General features: G+C 42.3%; 20 protein-coding genes. 18 read left to right on the plus strand and 2 right to left on the minus strand.

Annotated elements, in window-relative coordinates; genetic code table 11:
- The first annotated feature begins 29 nt into the window (after positions 1-29).
- The 7 genes from PQ511_RS07485 (at position 30) to PQ511_RS07515 (ending at position 5788) form a co-directional block, all read left to right on the plus strand.
- The gene (locus PQ511_RS07485; protein ID WP_273851283.1) at positions 30-1022 is read left to right on the plus strand and encodes a metallophosphoesterase; all 993 of its coding nucleotides are present in this window, start codon (positions 30-32) and stop codon (positions 1020-1022) included.
- Between the two features lie 169 nt (positions 1023-1191).
- Positions 1192-1395 (plus strand): hypothetical protein, encoded by a 204-nt coding sequence (locus tag PQ511_RS07490; protein ID WP_273851284.1) that lies wholly within the window; start codon positions 1192-1194, stop codon positions 1393-1395.
- A 65-nt stretch (positions 1396-1460) separates the two neighbouring features.
- Complete coding sequence (locus PQ511_RS07495) at positions 1461-2234, plus strand: hypothetical protein (RefSeq protein ID WP_273851285.1); 774 nt, start codon at positions 1461-1463, stop codon at positions 2232-2234.
- Positions 2234-2500 carry a PqqD family protein gene (locus PQ511_RS07500; RefSeq protein WP_273851286.1) on the plus strand — a complete coding sequence of 89 codons (267 nt, stop codon included), beginning with the start codon at positions 2234-2236 and terminating at the stop codon, positions 2498-2500. The genes PQ511_RS07495 and PQ511_RS07500 overlap by 1 nt, the downstream gene beginning before the upstream one ends.
- Before the next feature lie 16 nt (positions 2501-2516).
- Positions 2517-2936, plus strand: a complete 420-nt coding sequence (locus PQ511_RS07505) for a S24/S26 family peptidase (protein ID WP_273851287.1) — start codon at positions 2517-2519, stop codon at positions 2934-2936.
- Positions 2937-2963: 27 nt separating this feature from the next.
- Positions 2964-4769 (plus strand): ABC transporter ATP-binding protein, encoded by a 1806-nt coding sequence (locus PQ511_RS07510; protein ID WP_273851288.1) that lies wholly within the window; start codon positions 2964-2966, stop codon positions 4767-4769.
- A 26-nt stretch (positions 4770-4795) separates the two neighbouring features.
- Positions 4796-5788: a nucleotidyltransferase family protein gene (locus PQ511_RS07515; RefSeq protein WP_273851549.1), complete on the plus strand. Its 993-nt coding sequence runs from the start codon at positions 4796-4798 to the stop codon at positions 5786-5788.
- Positions 5789-5869: 81 nt separating this feature from the next.
- Here PQ511_RS07515 and PQ511_RS07520 read toward each other — a convergent pair whose 3' ends face one another.
- Both PQ511_RS07520 and PQ511_RS07525 read right to left on the minus strand, forming a co-directional pair.
- The gene (locus PQ511_RS07520) at positions 5870-6016 is read right to left on the minus strand and encodes a BH0509 family protein (RefSeq protein ID WP_273851289.1); all 147 of its coding nucleotides are present in this window, start codon (positions 6014-6016) and stop codon (positions 5870-5872) included.
- A 249-nt stretch (positions 6017-6265) separates the two neighbouring features.
- Positions 6266-7420, minus strand: coding sequence for an amidohydrolase (locus PQ511_RS07525; RefSeq protein ID WP_273851290.1), 1155 nt, complete (start codon positions 7418-7420; stop codon positions 6266-6268).
- 199 nt (positions 7421-7619) lie between these two features.
- Between PQ511_RS07525 and PQ511_RS07530 the strand changes: the two genes are divergently transcribed.
- The 11 genes from PQ511_RS07530 to PQ511_RS07580 all read left to right on the plus strand — a co-directional run bounded on the left by PQ511_RS07530 (position 7620) and on the right by PQ511_RS07580 (position 18833).
- The gene (locus tag PQ511_RS07530) at positions 7620-8078 is read left to right on the plus strand and encodes an Lrp/AsnC family transcriptional regulator (protein WP_273851291.1); all 459 of its coding nucleotides are present in this window, start codon (positions 7620-7622) and stop codon (positions 8076-8078) included.
- A gap of 91 nt (positions 8079-8169) precedes the next feature.
- A complete protein-coding gene (locus PQ511_RS07535) occupies positions 8170-9018 on the plus strand; it encodes a M55 family metallopeptidase (RefSeq protein WP_273851292.1) in 849 nt (282 codons plus the stop codon).
- Between the two features lie 24 nt (positions 9019-9042).
- A complete protein-coding gene (locus PQ511_RS07540; RefSeq protein WP_273851293.1) occupies positions 9043-9969 on the plus strand; it encodes an ABC transporter permease in 927 nt (308 codons plus the stop codon).
- A gap of 1 nt (position 9970) precedes the next feature.
- Entirely contained in the window at positions 9971-10912 is a 942-nt protein-coding gene (locus PQ511_RS07545; RefSeq protein ID WP_273851294.1) for an ABC transporter permease, read from the plus strand.
- 12 nt (positions 10913-10924) lie between these two features.
- A complete protein-coding gene (locus PQ511_RS07550) occupies positions 10925-11947 on the plus strand; it encodes an ABC transporter ATP-binding protein (protein WP_273851295.1) in 1023 nt (340 codons plus the stop codon).
- A complete protein-coding gene (locus tag PQ511_RS07555) occupies positions 11947-12942 on the plus strand; it encodes an ABC transporter ATP-binding protein (protein ID WP_273851296.1) in 996 nt (331 codons plus the stop codon). Before PQ511_RS07550 ends, PQ511_RS07555 begins: the two co-directional genes overlap by 1 nt.
- Positions 12923-14524: a peptide ABC transporter substrate-binding protein gene (locus PQ511_RS07560; RefSeq protein ID WP_273851297.1), complete on the plus strand. Its 1602-nt coding sequence runs from the start codon at positions 12923-12925 to the stop codon at positions 14522-14524. The genes PQ511_RS07555 and PQ511_RS07560 overlap by 20 nt, the downstream gene beginning before the upstream one ends.
- Positions 14525-14595: 71 nt before the next feature.
- Complete coding sequence (locus PQ511_RS07565) at positions 14596-14964, plus strand: DUF3899 domain-containing protein (RefSeq protein WP_273851298.1); 369 nt, start codon at positions 14596-14598, stop codon at positions 14962-14964.
- 34 nt (positions 14965-14998) lie between these two features.
- Positions 14999-17005, plus strand: coding sequence for an alpha/beta hydrolase family protein (locus tag PQ511_RS07570; protein WP_273851299.1), 2007 nt, complete (start codon positions 14999-15001; stop codon positions 17003-17005).
- Positions 17006-17007: 2 nt separating this feature from the next.
- Complete coding sequence (locus PQ511_RS07575; protein ID WP_273851300.1) at positions 17008-17622, plus strand: pyroglutamyl-peptidase I; 615 nt, start codon at positions 17008-17010, stop codon at positions 17620-17622.
- Entirely contained in the window at positions 17619-18833 is a 1215-nt protein-coding gene (locus tag PQ511_RS07580) for a metal-dependent hydrolase family protein (protein ID WP_273851301.1), read from the plus strand. Before PQ511_RS07575 ends, PQ511_RS07580 begins: the two co-directional genes overlap by 4 nt.
- The last annotated feature ends 65 nt before the right edge of the window (positions 18834-18898 follow it).

Here is an 18898-nt window from a genome sequence, read left to right on the forward strand (position 1 = left end):
AATTGAACGTTGATTGGTGGCGGTTCTCATTGAAAAAGCGTAGATGGATTTTTTTAAGTTTATTACTTACTCTTTTTCTTTTCTTTAATGGTTATGTCATATGGGACAATTCCAGAGTTATAACAGTTGAAGAAGATATTGTAGTAAAAGACCTTCCTGAAGAATTTGAAGGGTTTAAAATTCTTCAAATATCTGACCTTCATGAGAGAGAGTTTGGGAACAATCAAGAAAAACTGCTTAATGCTATTAACTCAGTTGATTTCGATGCGATTGTTTTTACTGGCGATCTTTTGAATGATGTAGATAGTAAAAATTACAATTCTTTTTATACGTTACTTGATGGCATTAACAACAAGAAATATGCATTTTTCACCCCTGGAAATACTGATCCAGAAATTTACGAGTTAAATTCAGATGGAAGATTTGTGAAAAATGAGTTTGTTACTGGTATGGAGAAGAAAGGTGTAAAGCTCCTTGAGTCTGCTCAATCAATTTCACGCAATGAAGCTAAACTCTCTTTTGTAAATTTTGAGTTGTCGCTCATGACTCCTGAATCCCAAACACAAGACTATAATGGAAGGGTTCGACCTGAATTCGCCATTCTACCAGAGTATCGTGAGTACGAAAAGAAGCTTGTTGATGAAGTGAGTGAATTCAACACACAAGATAATTCGGATGTGCTGATTGCGCTAAATCATTATCCGGTCATTGATGCTAAGATTGATTATATTAACAACCAGAAAAGCTATATGTTTAGAGACTACGACCTTATTATTGCCGGGCATTATCACGGGGGACAAGTCCGCCTTCCTTTTGTAGGTGCATTGTTTGTACCAGAGCCATGGTATGAAAAAGGCGGACTCTTACCACCCCAAAACAGGGTGAAGGGACTCTGGGAGTATGCAGATACAAAACAGTATGTTAGCGCCGGGCTTGGGAGTAGTGATGCCATCTCGTTTATTAACTTTCGGTTATTTAATCCTCCAGAGATAAATGTCCTTACTCTCAGTAATAAGAAGTAAATTCGGGTTTATTATGATTTAGTCATAATATTATAATAAAAACGGAATGTTGTTCTTTAAAAAGAACAACATTTGTAATATAATCAAATTAATCAGAAAAGGGATTGAATCTAACTCCCCAGACTGAGATGAAAAATGCTGTTCATTATATTGAACAAAGGGGTGTCCTATGAAAATGTCACTAGAAGGTAGTGCGAAACCAAAAGTGTTAACTTATCAGTCAATTCGATTTGAAACAGCTCAAAGTTGGAACCCTGGAAAAGGAAATCGAGATCATCCAGGTACTGGGAACGGGGGAGTTAATTTCCCACCAGGAAATCCCAACCCTCCAGGTGGTGCAGGTACGCCAGGTAAAGGAAAAGGTAAAAAGTAGATTTTATTAAGGAATGTGTGTTAGCAAAGAGTCGCTAACACACATTTAAAGATAGGAAGATCAATATGGCCACCAACTTTATTAAAATTGGAGATCATGTTATTAAGATGGTATATGAATCTGAAAAGGTGTTCTTTTTAAAGAATGAAGTTCAGTTCAGGAATGTAACTAAACAAATCGATTTAGAGATTACTATTATTCATGAATTTAGTACTCCTTTCACCGACTACAACGTCCAAATCACCAAAGAACCTACTAAAATAACCTACCGTCGCTCCGACTACTTAATCGAAGTCGATCCAGAATACAAAGAGGCTACCCTATATGTGCACGACGAACTGGCTCTGAAACATGCATTTATGAATCTTTACAGTTCTTTCATCAACTATCACAACTGGGGACTACTCGTTCATTCCTCATGTGTTATCGAAAACGGTAGGGCACATATTTTTTCAGGTCAATCAGGGGCCGGTAAATCAACTGCTGCGAAGCTCTCACATCCAAGAGAACTCCTTTCTGATGAAGCTTCTATTCTTAAGGTCACAGATCAGGAAGTGACCGTCTATAATTCACCGTTTAACAGTGAATTAGATTCGAGTGATCTCGCATCGGCACCATTAGCTAGTATACAGCTTTTACATCAATCTCTTCAAAATCGGAAAGAGAGCATATCCAAATCAGATGCGTTCATTCACCTGATCGATAAAGTTTTTTATTGGGAGCATAGTGATGAGGAAACTAGGAGAATCCTCCATATGTTGCAACAGCTCGTTGAAACTGTTCCAGTCTACAATCTTCATTTTCAAAAGAATAATTCTTTCTGGGAGTTGATTTCTTAATGAAACGTTATGTTCAAAATAAAAATTATGATGTTACCCAGCTTGATGATGAATACGTGGTGTTGAATACAGATAACTACACGGTTACGAAATTGAATGAGGTAGGCGGATTTTGTTGGAGGTTGTTACATGAAGAGCAAACGATCGAATCGATCCTGAAGGCAATTCATAAAGAATTTCCTGAGGATGGCCAACCGAACGAGGGAGAAATTGAAGAGTTTATCATGGATCTTGTTCATTGTGAATTAGTCCATCATGTTAGTTAATCAGGAAACCTTTTCAGTGTTGAAGCAGCTTGTGCAGGAGAACGGGAGTATTGAAATTCCTGCCAAGGGAAACAGCATGTTCCCTATTATTCAGGAAGATGATCCATGCCTATTTACCGAGTGTCAGCCTTCCTTATTGAATAAAGGTGACATTGCCCTTTTTTATACCTCATCTGGTCAATTGGTCGGGCACCGTTTGATTCGAACGGCATGGCAGAATGGTGAACGGTATTATACGTTTAAAGGTGATACCAATCTAGGCGTGGATATCCCTGTTGTAGAATCAGCTGTTATTGGGAAGCTTGTTCACGTAAAGAAAAAGAAGTTCCTTCTCGACGTCGACCATTTTCCAGCTGTCGTCTGGCGCTGGGTGATTCTGTCTTTTCCATTTCTTTCAGGCGTTCTACGTCAGTACTTAAACAAGAAGAGTAAGTGACCCCATTAGCTTTTTGGAGTGAAGAAGATGAAGACTACCTTTTTAATGAAAGTAGAACGCCTACTTAAACAGTATTTTACCCTGAAAGACTTTCGAAGAACGTATAGGATGCTAAAGCCATTTATTATAAAGCATAAGATGGCCTATTTCATTTTATTTACTTTGATGGTCCTAGATATTTCATTAACCATTGCCTTTGCCTGGTTTTTTGGGAATATCACGGATGCGGCTTTACAGGGTGATTTTGAAAAAATGCGATGGCTTGTCCCACTGGGGGGCGGGTTAATTCTCATTAGTATTGTGTCTTCTTTCCTAGATATTTATTTTGAAACGGCTGCAACGAACGCGGTGAAACGGGATGTGAAAAACCATTTGTTTCATCATATTTTAAGATTGCCTCCATCAAGTGCTTCTAGTATGCATTCTGGTGAGCTTTTGTCTCATTTTAGTAATGATGTTCATAATATCGATGGTGTCATTGGGTACAACCTCATCAATCTGATTCGACTGCCCCTCATTTATATTGCTGTTTTCATTTTCCTTATTCAAATCAATTGGACACTTTCACTGATCAGTTTATTAATCGCCCCTGTTGCGCTTCTTGGTGGCATGTTTTTTGGACTTTTGTTACGGAAGAATGGCAGTAAGATTCATCGTTTAGTTGGGCGGATTAGTACACTTCAAAATGAGACATTTCATGGTTTTCAAGTTATTCGTGCATTTACACTTGAGAAATCGATTTATTCTAAGTATGAGTTAGAAAACAAGAATCTTTATAGGCTTGAAGTGGAAAATGCGAAGCTTCAGGGATGGTATTACGCTGGAGGTCAATTGGTTAGTTCATTATCTTTTATGCTGAGTCTCTGTATCGGTGCCTATTATGTATCTACTTCTGTAATGACAGTAGGTGCCCTCATCATGTTTATCAATCTTGTAAACCACCTCGTTTATCCCTTAACAGGACTTGCCGGCCAATGGGCTGGATTTCAACGATCTGTTTCAGCATTAGAACGAGTATTCAATGTTCTAGACCAACCTCCAGACTCAGACGAATTGTCATCTCCTATCAATCAAAGAAGAGATGTTTTAAGCTCTATTCAATTTAAGAATATAACGTTTCAATACGATGATCATAAAACGATTTTTCAAAAGTTTAACCTTGCTATTCCAGCTGGAAAGGTCGTCGCCCTTGTTGGACCAAGTGGTGCTGGTAAGACGACATTGTTCAATTTGTTACAGGGATTTTATCGATCACAAGGTGGAGAGATACGGATCGATAATCAGTCGATCGATAGCTATTCGCTCTCTGAACTCCGAAGTATGATCGCGCACGTTCCTCAGGAAACGTTTCTATTTGGAGGTACGATTAAACACAACCTTCAGGTTGCTCGGCCAGGCATAACAGAAATTGAAATGGTCCAAGCAGCACGTCATGCCAGTATTCATGAGTTTATTTGTTCTTTACCTGATGGCTATGATACAGAAATAGGGGAGAGGGGAGTCAAGCTGTCAGGAGGTCAGAAGCAGAGAATTTCGATTGCGAGGGCTATTTTGAAAAATTCACCAATTCTTTTGTTGGATGAAGCTACTTCAGCCTTAGATAACGAAACAGAACAATTTGTAAAAGAAGCTCTTGATCAATTAATGGAAGGAAAAACAACGATTGTGATCGCGCACCGTCTTTCTACTGTTCAAAATGCTGATCTCATTATTGTAATGGATGATGGAAGGGTAGTTCACAGTGGAACGCATGAGCAATTGCTTCGAAGTTGTCCACTCTATCAAAAACTTAATGGCCATCACTTTTCTGAAGAGAAAACTGCTATATCCTAGCACGTGAAAGGGTGATTTTTACATTGGTGATTGAACTTCTACAGTCGATTTATGATTATAAAACTAATTTGCCGAAAGACGAAAAATGTTATGAAAAAGTCATGATGTGTGAGCAGTTACCTTCTATTGCTCCACAACTTTATACGCTCTTAAAAGATCGAAGTCTTTTAAATCAAACACCTTCTACTTTTCAAAAGTACTTAAAAGAAGCTTATACTCAAACCCTTTTCAGGAATCTCTTTATCAAGCATCAGACAGAAGAGATCGTTCGAGCCCTAGACAAGTTAAGGATTGAAGTCATTCCATTAAAAGGGGTGTTTTTTGCAGAGAGGTATTTCGGCGAATCAGGTGCGCGGCCGACATCTGATATTGATCTATTGGTCAATGGTTCGACCATTCATCAAGCAATAGATTGTATTAAGGAATTGGGGTTTGATCTTGAAGAGGAAGCCTTACCTGGACATTTTCATTGTAGTTTAAGCAAAGAGTTACCCGGATCTTTGGTTCCGCTTTCTGTTGAAATTCATTGGAATATCGTCAAAGAGGATACATCAAATCTAGATATCGCAGAACTCTGGGAAGAAGCCACTCCTGTGAATGGATATGACTATGTTTATGAACTCTCTTTCTATCATACTTTTTATATGATGTGCCTACATGCATGGCGTCATAATCTGGATTCAATCAAATGTTATTTGGATCTGATGCAAATCCTTTATGTGGGTAATGACCAGGTTGATTTTTTACAATTAAGGCTTGATTCCAGGCGACATAAGACATGGACGAGAGTGGTTCGGACGCTTACTATTTTATATCAAGACTTTCCTTTTATGAGGAAAGTGAGGTGTTTTCCTTATGAGCGTCCCATCCGTTACGCGATCTCAACGAAAACGACCGGAGCTATGAAATACGTGAACTTTGTAGATTACCACCTTTTAAGCTATGATTCTCCCAAACATGGTTTGATTGGTTTGTATACTGGTATGAAAGAGCATATGCCGATTCAGAAATTGAAGTAAGAGCAGCTAACATTCAATTGGATAAACAAAAAGCGTCCGGAGCAAGATTGTTCTTGCTCCGGACGCTTTTTTCTATTGGTCTTACATCAAGTCCGCTGGTGAATCATCAAAGTAGAGCCAGTGAAAATATTCTACTTCCGCATCAGACATTTTAAGAACATCGTCTCTGTTCATCGTCGTTTTGTCGCACAAAAGATCAATAAATTGGTTTCGTGCTTGCTGGCTCATTGTAAATCCTCCCTGGTATTTTAAGCGGCGATTCGATTTTGGTAACCGCTTTCAATTTGTTAATTCCATTATATATCTCATAATGAGATCATTCAAATATCATTTTGAGATATATCACCTAAAACCGATGTGGTTTTGGTATGAAAGTGAGCGGATGTTCAGAGAAATAGAGCGTAAACAGGAATGTATGTTCGTTTATTTCGAGAAAAGACCCCCACGCCATGATATGCACGGGGGTCTTTGGAAGTTTTAACTTAACTCTGGATTTTGATAGACGAGCTCTCCATTAATATACGTTGCAGATAAGCGAGTTCTCATATCAAAAGGGTCACCGTCCCACATTACGAAGTCGGCGTCTTTTCCTTCTTCAAGAGATCCAACGTGGTCCTCGACACCGAGGTGTTTTGCTGCATTGATCGTAATGGCTTTCCATGCATCAGTTTCTTCCATTCCATGTTTTACGGCGAGGACAGCGCTTTGAAGGAGGTTTTCGATACCGACGACTGGGTGGTCTGTTGTAATGGAAACAGAAACGCCCGCTTTTGAAAGAATCCCTGGTGTGTGCCAGCCTTTGTCAGCAAGCTCGATTTTGCTTCTTGTTGAGAGAGTTGGGCCAACAGCGGCTGGGGCACCTGAAGCAGCGACGTATTCAGGAATTTGATGACCTTCCGTACAATGTTCAATCGTGATGTCAATATCAAACTCTTTTGCCAGTCGTAGGAACGTTACGATGTCGTCGGCACGATGAGCGTGAGCGCGAATAGGGATTTCTTTTCGTAATATTTTCACGAGATTTTCAAGCCCGAGATTATCTTCTACTATTTCTTCGTTATCGATTTTCTCCATATATTGTTTCGCACGCCTTAACTCCTGACGAAACATCGAAGCAATGGCCATCCTCGTAATCGGTGCTTTACCCTTTTGGCCATGAAGGCGTTTGGGATTCTCGCCAAATGCTGCTTTCATTCCTGACGGTGCACGTAAGATCATCTGATCGACGATTTTTCCTTCTGTCTTCAAAGTGACCATTTCCCCACCGATGACGTTTGCGCTACCTGGTAAAACTTGTACCGTAGTAACCCCAGCTTTACGAGCATCCTGGAAACCCTGATCAGCAGGATTAATACCATCGAGCGCACGAACTTCAGGGGTGATTGGGCTACTCGTTTCATTAAAATCATGGCCTTCTGCTCCAATCCCTTCTTCATGTACCCCGAGGTGAGTATGTACATCAATTAGACCAGGACTAATGACCGCGCCTTTGACATCAATTGTTTCTGCTTCAATGTGCTCATCGGAGAAATGACCAATTTGTCGAATGTTTTTTCCCGCAATTAAAAGGTTTGCATTTTTAAGTACTTCGCCTGTTCCAACAACGATTGTAGCGTTTTTAAATAATTTCATTTGAAAAACTCCTTTCCAATAATGGGATGAATTCTCACGAAAGTGTTGCAAAAAGATGACTGAAAATTTATACTGTTCTTTAAATTACTATTTTTAATACTAAACGATTAAAATAGTATTGTAAATAGACTAGAAAATATAGATATAGGTCTAAATACATAATTGATTTATCGAAACATTACTGAAAGGCGGAATCAATTTGAAACAGCCAGGTGGGGTCTTTATTGATGAGTTAGATCGTAACATCATTAAGTTTCTGTCGAAAAATGGGAGGATGTCATTCACTGAAATGGCAAGCAAACTAGAAGTAACGGAAAAGACGGTTAGAACCAGGTATAACAATATGATTGAGAACGATGTGATCGAGGTAGTTGGAGTGGTTAATCCAATTACGTTAGGCATTAAGATGGGCGCGATCGTGCAGTTGAAAGTGGTGCCCCAAGAGATGGATCACGTTATTCAGGAGTTACAGAAAATCCATGTCGTTCGATTCATTACAACGATTTCTGGTGAGTATCCGCTTTTGGCCCAAATAAATGTGCGTGATTATGAAGAAATCAACGAAACAGTGAAACAAATTCATGCCATTCCTAACGTTACTTCAACGAATGTGATGGTGCAGATGGATGTGTTTAAGAATACATTTGAATTTCTGTAAAAAAAAGCGTTCGCGCTTTTTTTATAGCATAATTGGTCGGAATATTTCGTTAAAGTTTAACGCTTCAACTACTAAAAGGGAGAGTGGGCAAATGAAGATTTTCATTTCTGCAGACATGGAGGGCATTTCAGGAGTCGCTACAAATGTGCAGTTGAAAAAGAATGATGAGTATCAGCGATTTCGGAGACTCATGACGCTGGATGTAAATGCGGCAATTGAAGGGGCATTTAAGGGTGGTGCAACTGAGGTCGTGGTGGCAGATGGCCATGGGAATATGTCGAACATTCTAGTGGAGGAGCTTGACGAACGGGCAAGGCTTGTGTCAGGGAATAACCGGGTGATGTGTCAGCTCCAGGGGTTAGATGAAACGTTCGATGGCATCATGTTCGTTGGTCATCACGGGCGAGAAGCAGGATCCGATCGCGCCGTTATTAGTCATACTCTGGCTGGGATTTGCGTAGGTGAAATGCGGATCAACGGAAAAGTCGTCGGCGAAACCGAAATGAATGCAGGGGCAGCAGGATCATTCCATGTGCCACCCATATTTGTTTCAGGCGACGATGCGTATGTAGCGGAGGTGAAAGAGACTTTCCCGGACATTGAAGCAGCAGTTGTGAAAACAGGGGTTGATCGCTTTGCAGCAGAGCTTATCCCGCCAGCCCGAGCACGAAAGTTGATCAAGGAGAATGCAGAAGCGGCAGTGCGAAAAGCGAGCAACATAAAACCATATCTCGTGGAAAGTCCAATCACGTTTGACATTGAATTCAAAGGGCCGCAGCAGGCATTGATGACGACAACGATTCCAACAGTAGAAAAAACCGGTCCAAAATCGATCCGTTTTACGTGTGATGACTACATGACAGCCTACAAACAGATGTGGGGATTAGTGATTATCGCCATGTCCGCGACGAATGGCGTTCTCGGTGAAGTGAACGCATAAGGGTGAGGGAAAGGGGAGAGGTACTTGTACATTGTGAAACGAATTTTAACGATGCTTCTGACGATCTGGGTGATCACAACGTTAACGTTTATTATTATGCATTCGATACCGGGTGATCCGTTTGCGTCTGACGCTGATGTTCTTCCAGAAGAAGTACTTGCAAACATGCGGGCGAAATTTAATTTGGACGAGCCATTACCCGTTCAATATGTTCTTTATTTAAAAGACCTGGCTCAATTTGATCTTGGTCCATCCATTCAGTCAGAAACGAGAGATGTTAATACGCTAATTGCCGACGGTTTCCCGGCATCTGCAGTACTCGGCTTACAATCCCTTGTAATTGCACTCGTCTTTGGGCTACTGCTTGGGATTATTGCTGCATTGAATCATAACGGAATTCTAGACTATGCATCAATGGGTTTTGCTATTCTAGGTATTTCGATTCCAAGCTTTATTCTCGCTCCGTTACTGATCAATTATTTTGCGGTCGATTGGGGGATGTTCCCGGTTGCTTCATGGGGAACGTGGCAACATACAATTCTTCCATCCGTTGCCCTGGCTACAGCGCCACTCGCGATTGTGGCACGGTTTATGCGATCAAGCATGCTGGAAGTGATGAATCAAAATTATATTAAAACAGCTGATGCGAAAGGGTTGGCGATAACTGGCATTGTGATTAAGCATGGAATTCGAAACGCGCTTATCCCAGTTATTTCGTTTATTGGTCCGCTGGCTGCGTTCTTACTAACAGGGACATTTGTTATCGAGAAAATTTTCGCGATACCAGGAATCGGTAAATATTTCGTTGACAGCATCTTTAACAGAGATTTCCCAGTTATTCTTGGAACAACTATTTTCTTCAGTACGATTTTGATTGTGACATTGTTTCTTGTCGACATCTCGTATCGAATTGTGGATCCAAGAATTAAATTAAGCAGCAAGGGGGAGTAACATGATCGAACAAAAGAGTGATACGCTATTCCGTCCCGTTGATCGGAGTAGGTTCGAGAACGAGAAAATTGTTCGACCGAGCATCAGTCAATGGAAAGATACAACAATGAAGATCCTTAAGAATAAGCTTGCCATACTTGGCCTTATTCTTCTTATTATCATTTCCATACTTGCTATTATCGGACCACATCTAGTCCCATTCAACTACTCGGATCAGAATCTGTCTGGTAAAAACCTTGCGCCGAATGGTGAGCATTGGTTTGGTACCGACTCGCTCGGAAGAGATATGTGGGCGAGGACATGGTATGGTGCGAGAATTTCCTTGACGATTGGCCTCGCGGCAGCCGCTATCGATTTAATTCTTGGTCTTCTAGTAGGTGGGATTTCTGGATACATGGCCGGTCGCGGAAAATTCGGTGATCGCGTAGATGGCTTTCTCATGCGCATCGTAGAAATATTATACGGCATTCCTTATTTACTTGTTGTCATCCTTCTACTTGTTGTGATGAAGCCTGGACTTTGGACGATTATTATTGCGCTATCAATTACAGGATGGGTTGGCATGGCACGGATCGTAAGGGGACAAATTCTTCAACTTAAAGAACAGGAATATGTTGCTGCAGCGGAAAAACTCGGGACACCTCACCGTAGGATTATCTGGCGCCATTTATTCCCGAATATGATCGGAATTATTATTGTAAATCTTACTTTTACGATACCTCAGGCCATTTTCGCAGAATCCTTCTTAAGCTTTATCGGGCTAGGCGTTCAAGCACCGATTGCAAGTTGGGGAACGATGGCAAATGATGCACTCGGTGTTATTTTAACAGGTCAGTGGTGGAGGCTTTTCTTCCCAGGATTCATGATTTCTTTAACGATGTTTGCCTTTAATGTATTTGGAGATGGCCTTCAAGATGCGCTAGATCCACAGTCAAAGCAGTAAGGAGGAAAAAGAGTGAGTCGATTACTAGAGGTCAATGATTTAAAAGTATCGTTTAAAACATATGGCGGAGAAGTAAAGGCAGTACGAGGAGTTGATTTTCACATTGATCAGGGTGAGGTTCTTGCGATCGTTGGTGAGAGTGGTTGCGGTAAGAGCGTGACGGCTCAATCCATTATGGGACTGCTTCCGAAGAAGGTAAGCATGATCAAAGGGGGGAGCGTGACGTTTAATGGTGAAGAAATTCTCGGACTTCCAAAGAAAAAGATGCAAAAGCTAAAAGGGTCAGAGATCGGGTTGATTTCACAGGATCCGATGACGTCCCTCAACCCAACGATGAGAATCGGTAGTCAGATTGCTGAAGCGATTAAGAAGCATACAAACTACTCGAAAAGTCAGGTCTATGCAAGAGTCATTGAACTTCTTCATCTCGTCGGCATTCCAAATCCAGAAAAACGCTACAAGCAGTATCCACACGAGTTGAGTGGGGGGATGCGCCAGCGGGTGTTAATTGCGATGGCTTTATCCTGTGAGCCGAAGCTCTTGATTGCGGATGAGCCTACGACAGCACTGGACGTCACGATTCAGGCGCAAATTCTAGATTTATTGAAAGACATCCAGAAGCGACTTGATACCTCTATTATTTTGATTACCCATGATCTCGGTGTCGTGGCCGAAGTTGCTCAGCGTGTAGCCGTCATGTATGCAGGTGTCGTAATTGAAAGTGGCGAAGTGGAAGAAATTTTTGAAGCACCCAAACATCCCTATACGTGGGGATTACTCCATTCGGTACCGAAATATGAGAAAGGAAACCACGAGAAAAGTCGTCTCGTACCAATTGAAGGGTCCCCGCCAGATTTATTTGCGCCACCAGTCGGATGCCCATTTGCCGCACGGTGTGAGTATGCGATGGAGATTTGCGTTGACCAGATGCCTGACGTAACGAAAAGCTCCCCAACTCATTCCGCGAGATGTTGGCTAAATGATTCCCAAGCACCAAGCGTCAAAGACTTTGTAGCTGCAGGAGGTGAGAGATGATGAGTGAGCCATTAGTTGAAGTACAAAAAGTTAAAAAGTATTTTAACGTAGGGCGAAATGAAGCCGTAAAAGCAGTAGATGATATTTCATTTTTCATTAACAAGGGGGAAACGTTCGGTCTTGTAGGTGAAAGTGGTAGTGGAAAGTCGACGCTAGGCAGAACCATCGTCGGTCTCCACCAAGCAACAGATGGGCGGATTGTCTTCGGTGGAAAAGAGACAACCTCTCTAAAAGGAAAGGAAGCGAGAGAGTTAAATCGAACGATGCAAATGATTTTTCAGGACCCACACGCATCGTTAAATCCACGGATGAGAATCATCGACATTATTGCGGAAGGCATCGATGCGCATGGCCTTTTAAAAGGAAAAGAGAGGAAAGAGCGAGTTTATGAGCTTTTGAAAAAGGTAGGTCTCGATGCCGAGCATGCAAGACGTTATCCACATGAATTTAGTGGCGGTCAGCGACAGCGGATCGGGATCGCCAGGGCACTTGCAGTCAATCCAGATTTTATCGTAGCGGATGAGCCCATTTCTGCGCTGGACGTATCAATTCAGGCGCAAATTGTGAACTTATTAGAGGATTTAAAAGAAGAGGAAGGTCTCACCTACCTTTTTATCGCGCACGATCTTGGGATGGTCAAGCATATCAGTGATCGAATCGGCGTCATGTATCTTGGTCAACTTGTCGAGTTAACGGATAGCGAGTCATTGTTTGATGATCCGCTTCATCCTTACACGCAAGCGCTACTTTCAGCTATTCCGATACCCAATCCAAAAGAAGCGTCTACGAGAGAGCGGATTGTGCTAGAAGGTGATTTACCAAGTCCGATCACCCCACCTTCTGGATGCCGATTCCGTACAAGGTGTGCGCATGCGATGGATATTTGCAGCAAAGAAGTACCGGAGTGGAAAGAAGCAAGAGAAAACCATTGGGTTGCCTGTCATCTTTTTAATGAAACTAAAGGGGGAAAAGAGTATGAAAAAAATCATTTATAGTTTGTTGATGGTCTTAACCGTCATTCCATTTCTTGCAGCATGTGGTGGCGGTGAAGAGTCGTCAGGTGACGGGAATTCGAGTCAAGAAATCACAGTGAATGCGACGAGTGAGCCACCATCTCTCGATCCAGCACTGGCGACAGATACGACATCAGGGTGGGTCATCGATCATCTATTTGAAGGGCTGTATCGAAAGAACAAAAGTGGTGAAATTGAACCAGCGATTGCAGAAGAGACAGAGGTGTCTGAAGATAAGCGAACGTACACGTTTACATTGAGAGATGCGAAGTGGTCGAACGGAGATCCCGTCACAGCTGGTGATTTTGAATACGCGTGGAAACGTATTTTGAACCCTGAAACTGGAAGCTCGTTTGCATTCTATCTCTACTACTTGAAAGGTGCAGAAGCGTATAACAAAGGCGACGGATCAGTTGAAGATGTGGGCGTAACAGCCGTGGACGATAAGACGTTAAAACTAGAATTGAAAGAGCCGACTGGATTTATCGAAAAGCTCCTTTCATTCTGGAGTTATTATCCTGTAAATCAGTCCGTGGTGGAAGAGAATGAGAACTGGGCAGCTGAAGCAGATGGTCTTGTAAGTAACGGTGCATATGCAATGAATACTTGGGAGCATGATAATGAGCTGTCTGTTACGAAGAATGATGAGTACTGGGATAAGGACAACATCAACATGGAGAAAATCACATGGAAAATGGTGAATGATGCAACAACATACTACCAAATGTATAAATCAGGTGAGCTTGACATGATTCATACACTTCCAATTGATGTGATTTCATCTGAAAAGGATAGTGAAGACTTTAAAATCAAACCGTATTTCGGAACATACATGTACATGTTTAACGTAGATAAAGAACCTTTTACAAATCCTAAGGTTCGTAAAGCATTCGCGATGGCGATTGATCGTGAATCGATTACTGAGGAAATTGCTCAAGGTGGGGAAACGCCAGCTTATGCCTTCGTACCAAAAGGTGTTGATACGCCTAACGGTGATTTTCGTGAACAAAAAGAGAACTATTTCGATGAAGACTATGAAGATGCGAAACAATTGATTGAAGAAGCGAAGGAAGAAGAAGGATGGGATGAGCTTCCTTCAGTAGAGCTTATGTATAATACGTCAGACAACCATAAGAAAATCGCTGAGGGTGTGCAGGAAATGCTGAAGCAAAACCTTGGTGTTAACGTGACGTTAAATAACCAGGAATGGAAAACGTACCTTGATACTACGAAGCAGGGGAACTTCCAGATGGCGCGTATGGGGTGGATTGGTGTCTACGTCGATCCAACGCCAATTCTAGATTATTATCTCGGAGATAGCCCGAACAACAGAACAAACTGGGTGAATGAAAAATATGATTCTCTTATGGCGGAATCGAAGGAAGTTCAGGATGAAGAAGAGCGTATGAAGATTTTGCATGAAGCAGAGGATGTGCTAATGGAAGATATGCCGTTTATGCCTGTCTATCATTATTCTCAGAACTTTTTAACATCTACTGATTTTGAAGGCATTGTTTATCCTGTCAACCGCTACCCAGACCTCCGTTTTGCAGAAAGGAAATAGAGAGGTAAGCCCCAGGAAGATCTGCTTTAAGAGCGGGTCTTCCTTTAGGCTTATGAAAGGGGACGTTTGGAATGTGGAAGTTTATTATATCGTTGATTCTTTCGGCGATTTGTTCGGTAGTTCTTTGGGGATCTGATGGAATTGGTACCCTGAAATTAGTGAATGAGGCTTTTTATTGGGGAATTATTGGGCTTACCTCCGGGGCTTTTCTTCTTATTCTTCGAACTGGATTTCTCGGATTATTGTTTGAAGGGTTTTACAAGATTCAGAGTTTGGTTACGCCACGTTCGCGTGCGATGCAGCGTGTAGATGATCAATTGAAAGAGGATCGTGGTTTTCAATTTTGGAAAGAGCGGGTGATGAGAGCAGGGATTACGGTATGCTTCGGCATTGGAGCTGGCCTCAGTCTGCTTTCGTTTGCAGGAGTTCTAATGATGTAAGAGGAGTTTGAAGAAAAGAAAGGAAGTGTCGATCATGGAAGTGAAAATGGATAAGAAGCAAGATGTGATGAGCGAGGAATCGTTGTATGAAGTAACGTTTGTGGGAGATCCACAGCTCTCGCCAAAGGGAGATTTCGTAGTTTATGTTAAAAAAGTGATTACAGAGAAAAAAGAGTATGCGTCAAACCTGGTCCTGGTCAACCGTAATACTGGTATTGAGCACGATTGGACTGCTGCGTCTGGCGAGTACAAAGATCATTCTCCACGATGGTCACCGGACGGAAAGACGATCGCTTTCGTATCAGACCGTTCTGGTGAGAAGCAGATCTGGTTGATTTCGACAGATGGAGGAGAAGCGAGACAGTTGACAGCCCTGAAGAAGGGAGCTTCGGCACCTGTGTGGAAGCCAGATGGATCTTCGCTCCTCGTGTTAAGTAAAGATGGAGAAGCTGAGGCTGACGAAGAAAAGAGCGCAGGTAAAAAGCCGCTTGTTGTGACTGATTTACGTTATAAAGCAGATGGACAGGGGTTCCTTGATGCATCTCATTTGCAGGTTGTTCAGGTAGATGTGACGACAGGCTCTGGAAATGTGACATGGTTAACAGATGCACCTTTTGATCATTCATTTCCAGCTTGGGCACCCGATGGAAAACAAGTTGCCTATGTTCAAAGCCGGTACGAAGAGCAGGGGTCATATATGCGATCGGATCTTTATGTTCAGCAGATTGAAGGGAGTGAGCCAGAGCGTTTAAATGAAGATGGAGGAAGCTTTATGGCGCCGAACTGGTCCCCTGATGGGGAAAGCCTCTCCTTCATCGGTCATGATTTTGTACATGAAGGAGCAACGTTAAATAAAGTTTGGACGGTCGATCTCGCAACGAAGACGTTTCGTTGTTTAACAGAGAACGTTGACCTCGAGTGTACCGACGTCTTAATTTCTGATTTGCACTGGGGGAATGCCCTTGCGGGAGCTCAGTGGAATTCGGATAGTTCTGGGCTGTACTTTCTCGCAAGTGAGAAAGGCAACACAGGAATTTACTACACAGACCAGAATGAAGGGATTCGACGAATAACGGGCGGTGACAGGCACCACTACGCTCTACACTACAACGCGAAGGCGGACGAAGCGGTGGTTGCGATTAGTGACCCTGAAAGCATCGGGGATATTTATACTGTGACGTTTAAGGAAGACGACGTGCAGGAGGTGCAAGTATCGGACGGTAACACTGAATTCCATCAGAAATATACGGTTTCGTCGCCTGAAAAATTTACATACTCTGGGAAGGATGGGCTAACTGTTCAAGGGTGGATGATGAAGCCGGTAGGTTTTGAAGAAGGAAAGCAATATCCGATGATTCTCGAGATTCACGGAGGCCCCCATATGATGTATGGGCATTCGTTTATGCATGAATTTCAAATTCTTGCTGCGAAAGGATATGCTGTGTTGTTTACCAATCCTCGCGGTAGTCACGGCTATGGGCAAGAATTTGTGAATGGATGTCGCGGTGACTATGGTGGTGGAGATTTTGAAGATCTAATGGCTGGAGTCGACATTGCAATTGAAAAATTTTCCTTTATAGATGCAGAGAGGCTTTTTGTAACAGGTGGGAGCTATGGAGGCTTTATGACGAACTGGATCGTTGGTAAGACGGATCGATTTAATGCAGCCGTCACGCAACGGTCAATTTCAAACTGGCAGAGCTTTTATGGGGTCAGTGATATTGGATACTTTTTCACAAAGTGGGAAGTCGGCAGTGATTTAGATGAGAATCCTGATAAGCTATGGCATCACTCACCATTAAAGTATGTAGATCATATCCAAACACCACTGCTGATCCTTCATAGTGAAAAGGATTACCGCTGCCCCATCGAGCAAAGTGAACAGCTGTATATCGCGTTAAAACATCGAGGGAAAAAGACAACATTTGTCAGATTTCCAGATTCAGACCACAATTTATCCCGAAGTGGCCATCCAGAGCTTCGTGTTGAGCGGTTGAAGCATCTTGCTGGCTGGTTTGAACAGCATTCTGGAGGGTGCTAAATATGAAGAGACTCCTACTAACAGGTTTCCAACCTTTTTTATCTCATCCAATTAATCCTACTGAAACGATTGCAAAAGGGTTGGATTCACAGGTAATCGGTGACTTTAACGTATCAGGTAGAGTGCTTCCGGTTGAATTTGGTCGAGCTTCAGAAGAGCTTTTTGCGCATGTAGAGGATATTGAACCTGACGTTGTATTGTTGCTTGGATTAGCAGCAGGTCGCAAGAAGATTACTCCCGAGCGTATTGCGATCAACGTCAATGATGGTGTGAAAGATAATGCTGGTAAGACTCCTGTAGATGAACCAATTGAAATAGACGGCGAGAATGGTTTATTTAGTACTTTGCCAATTCGTGAGATGGTAGATTCCCTTCATAAAAAAGGAATCCCAGCTTCTATTTCAAATTCTGCAGGCACCTATCTTTGTAATTACGTGATGTATCAAATGCTTCATTACATTAAAAAGAATGATTTTAAAATGAAGGCTGGGTTTGTTCATTTGCCACCTTCTTTTGAACTGGTGCTGAAGGAGCCTGAACTTACTGGGTGGCCCATGCAAACTCTTTTTGATGGTGTGAAAGAAATGATTTTATCGGTGGGAGGAGGATACGAATGATCACGGTCATCAAAGGAAGCATTTTTACTGGTGAAGAGTGGCTGGAAGATTCAGCAGTTGCTTTCAATGAAAAGGAAGTCCGTGCTGTTGGGGAAAAAGCGAGAAATATTGAAGCAGATACTGTTATTTACGCTGATGGTAAAACCGTGTTACCAGCTTTGATCGATTGTCACGTTCATCTCACAATGGATGGAGAACCTGATCCGTTCGAAGTTATGCTAAAGGAAACAGAAGCAGAGATGGCTTTTCGTGCGATTCGAAATGCTCATTTGCATCTTTCTGCAGGTGTTTTAACCGTACGAAGTCTCGGAGCTAAAGATCATGTTGACATTTCGTTTCGCAATTCAGTGAAAAAAGGTGTCGTCAGCGGACCTCGTATTGTTGCGAGCGGTGAGCCTATCGTGATGACAGGAGGGCATGGCCATGTGATGGCTGTGGAAGCAGATGGAGAAACAGAGGTGCGGAAGTCAGCTCGTCTATTGTTAAAAAAGGGGGCGGATGTTGTCAAGTTGATGGCAACAGGGGGAGTGATGACCACTGGTGTTGAACCAGGATCACCTCAGTTGAGTGAGACTGAGATGAGAGCAGCATGTGAAGAAGCAAACCATGCAGGTCAGACAACTGCAGCTCACGCACAAGGAGTTACAGGAATTAAGAATGCTATTCGAGCTGGAATCACTTCGGTTGAGCATGGAATTTTCTTGGACGATGAAGCGATTGAGTTGATGATTCACCATGGAACACATTTAGTTCCGACGCTCGCAGCACCGTTCCATATTGTTGAAAATGGTATAGAAGCTGGTATTCCTGAGGATGCCGTTCGCAAAGCTGAAGCGGTGATGACGGATCATCGTGAAAGTTTTATAAAAGCTTATCAAGCAGGCGTGAAAATCGCTACTGGAAGTGATGCGGGCACTCCCTTTAACCTGCATGGTGATTACGTAACCGAAGTGAAGTTGATGGTTGAGAGTGGAATGCGTCCAATCGATGCACTAAAAGCTTCAACTATAACCGCGGCACAACTTTTACAAGTCGATAGTGTCACTGGATCCATTGAACCAGGTAAGAAGGCAGACCTCCTCCTTGTAAATGGAAATCCAATCGAAAACATTGAGAACCTTAGAAATATAGAGCAAGTCTATCAATCTGGGAGAAACATATCGAATGAATTTATAGGAGAAGGGCTTCTTTCGACAAATAACGGGGAGTGACAGGCACTCGCGGTTTTTCTTAATCTGCCCTTGACGACCTTAAAGAAAGATACTATACTATTGAA

It is taken from the genome of Guptibacillus spartinae (genome assembly GCF_028610625.1).
Classification (GTDB): domain Bacteria; phylum Bacillota; class Bacilli; order Bacillales; family Guptibacillaceae; genus Guptibacillus; species Guptibacillus spartinae.

Bases quoted from the DNA above. Each gene is read 5' to 3' on its own strand.
- PQ511_RS07490 (WP_273851284.1), top strand. From the start codon at position 1,192: ATGAAAATGTCACTAGAAGGTAGTGCGAAACCAAAAGTGTTAACTTAT.
- PQ511_RS07495 (WP_273851285.1), top strand. From the start codon at position 1,461: ATGGCCACCAACTTTATTAAAATTGGAGATCATGTTATTAAGATGGTA.
- PQ511_RS07500 (WP_273851286.1), top strand. From the start codon at position 2,234: ATGAAACGTTATGTTCAAAATAAAAATTATGATGTTACCCAGCTTGAT.
- PQ511_RS07510 (WP_273851288.1), top strand. From the start codon at position 2,964: ATGAAGACTACCTTTTTAATGAAAGTAGAACGCCTACTTAAACAGTAT.
- PQ511_RS07520 (WP_273851289.1), bottom strand. From the start codon at position 6,016: ATGAGCCAGCAAGCACGAAACCAATTTATTGATCTTTTGTGCGACAAA.
- PQ511_RS07525 (WP_273851290.1), bottom strand. From the start codon at position 7,420: ATGAAATTATTTAAAAACGCTACAATCGTTGTTGGAACAGGCGAAGTA.
- PQ511_RS07535 (WP_273851292.1), top strand. From the start codon at position 8,170: ATGAAGATTTTCATTTCTGCAGACATGGAGGGCATTTCAGGAGTCGCT.
- PQ511_RS07545 (WP_273851294.1), top strand. From the start codon at position 9,971: ATGATCGAACAAAAGAGTGATACGCTATTCCGTCCCGTTGATCGGAGT.
- PQ511_RS07555 (WP_273851296.1), top strand. From the start codon at position 11,947: ATGAGTGAGCCATTAGTTGAAGTACAAAAAGTTAAAAAGTATTTTAAC.
- PQ511_RS07560 (WP_273851297.1), top strand. From the start codon at position 12,923: ATGAAAAAAATCATTTATAGTTTGTTGATGGTCTTAACCGTCATTCCA.
- PQ511_RS07565 (WP_273851298.1), top strand. From the start codon at position 14,596: ATGTGGAAGTTTATTATATCGTTGATTCTTTCGGCGATTTGTTCGGTA.
- PQ511_RS07570 (WP_273851299.1), top strand. From the start codon at position 14,999: ATGGAAGTGAAAATGGATAAGAAGCAAGATGTGATGAGCGAGGAATCG.
- PQ511_RS07575 (WP_273851300.1), top strand. From the start codon at position 17,008: ATGAAGAGACTCCTACTAACAGGTTTCCAACCTTTTTTATCTCATCCA.
- PQ511_RS07580 (WP_273851301.1), top strand. From the start codon at position 17,619: ATGATCACGGTCATCAAAGGAAGCATTTTTACTGGTGAAGAGTGGCTG.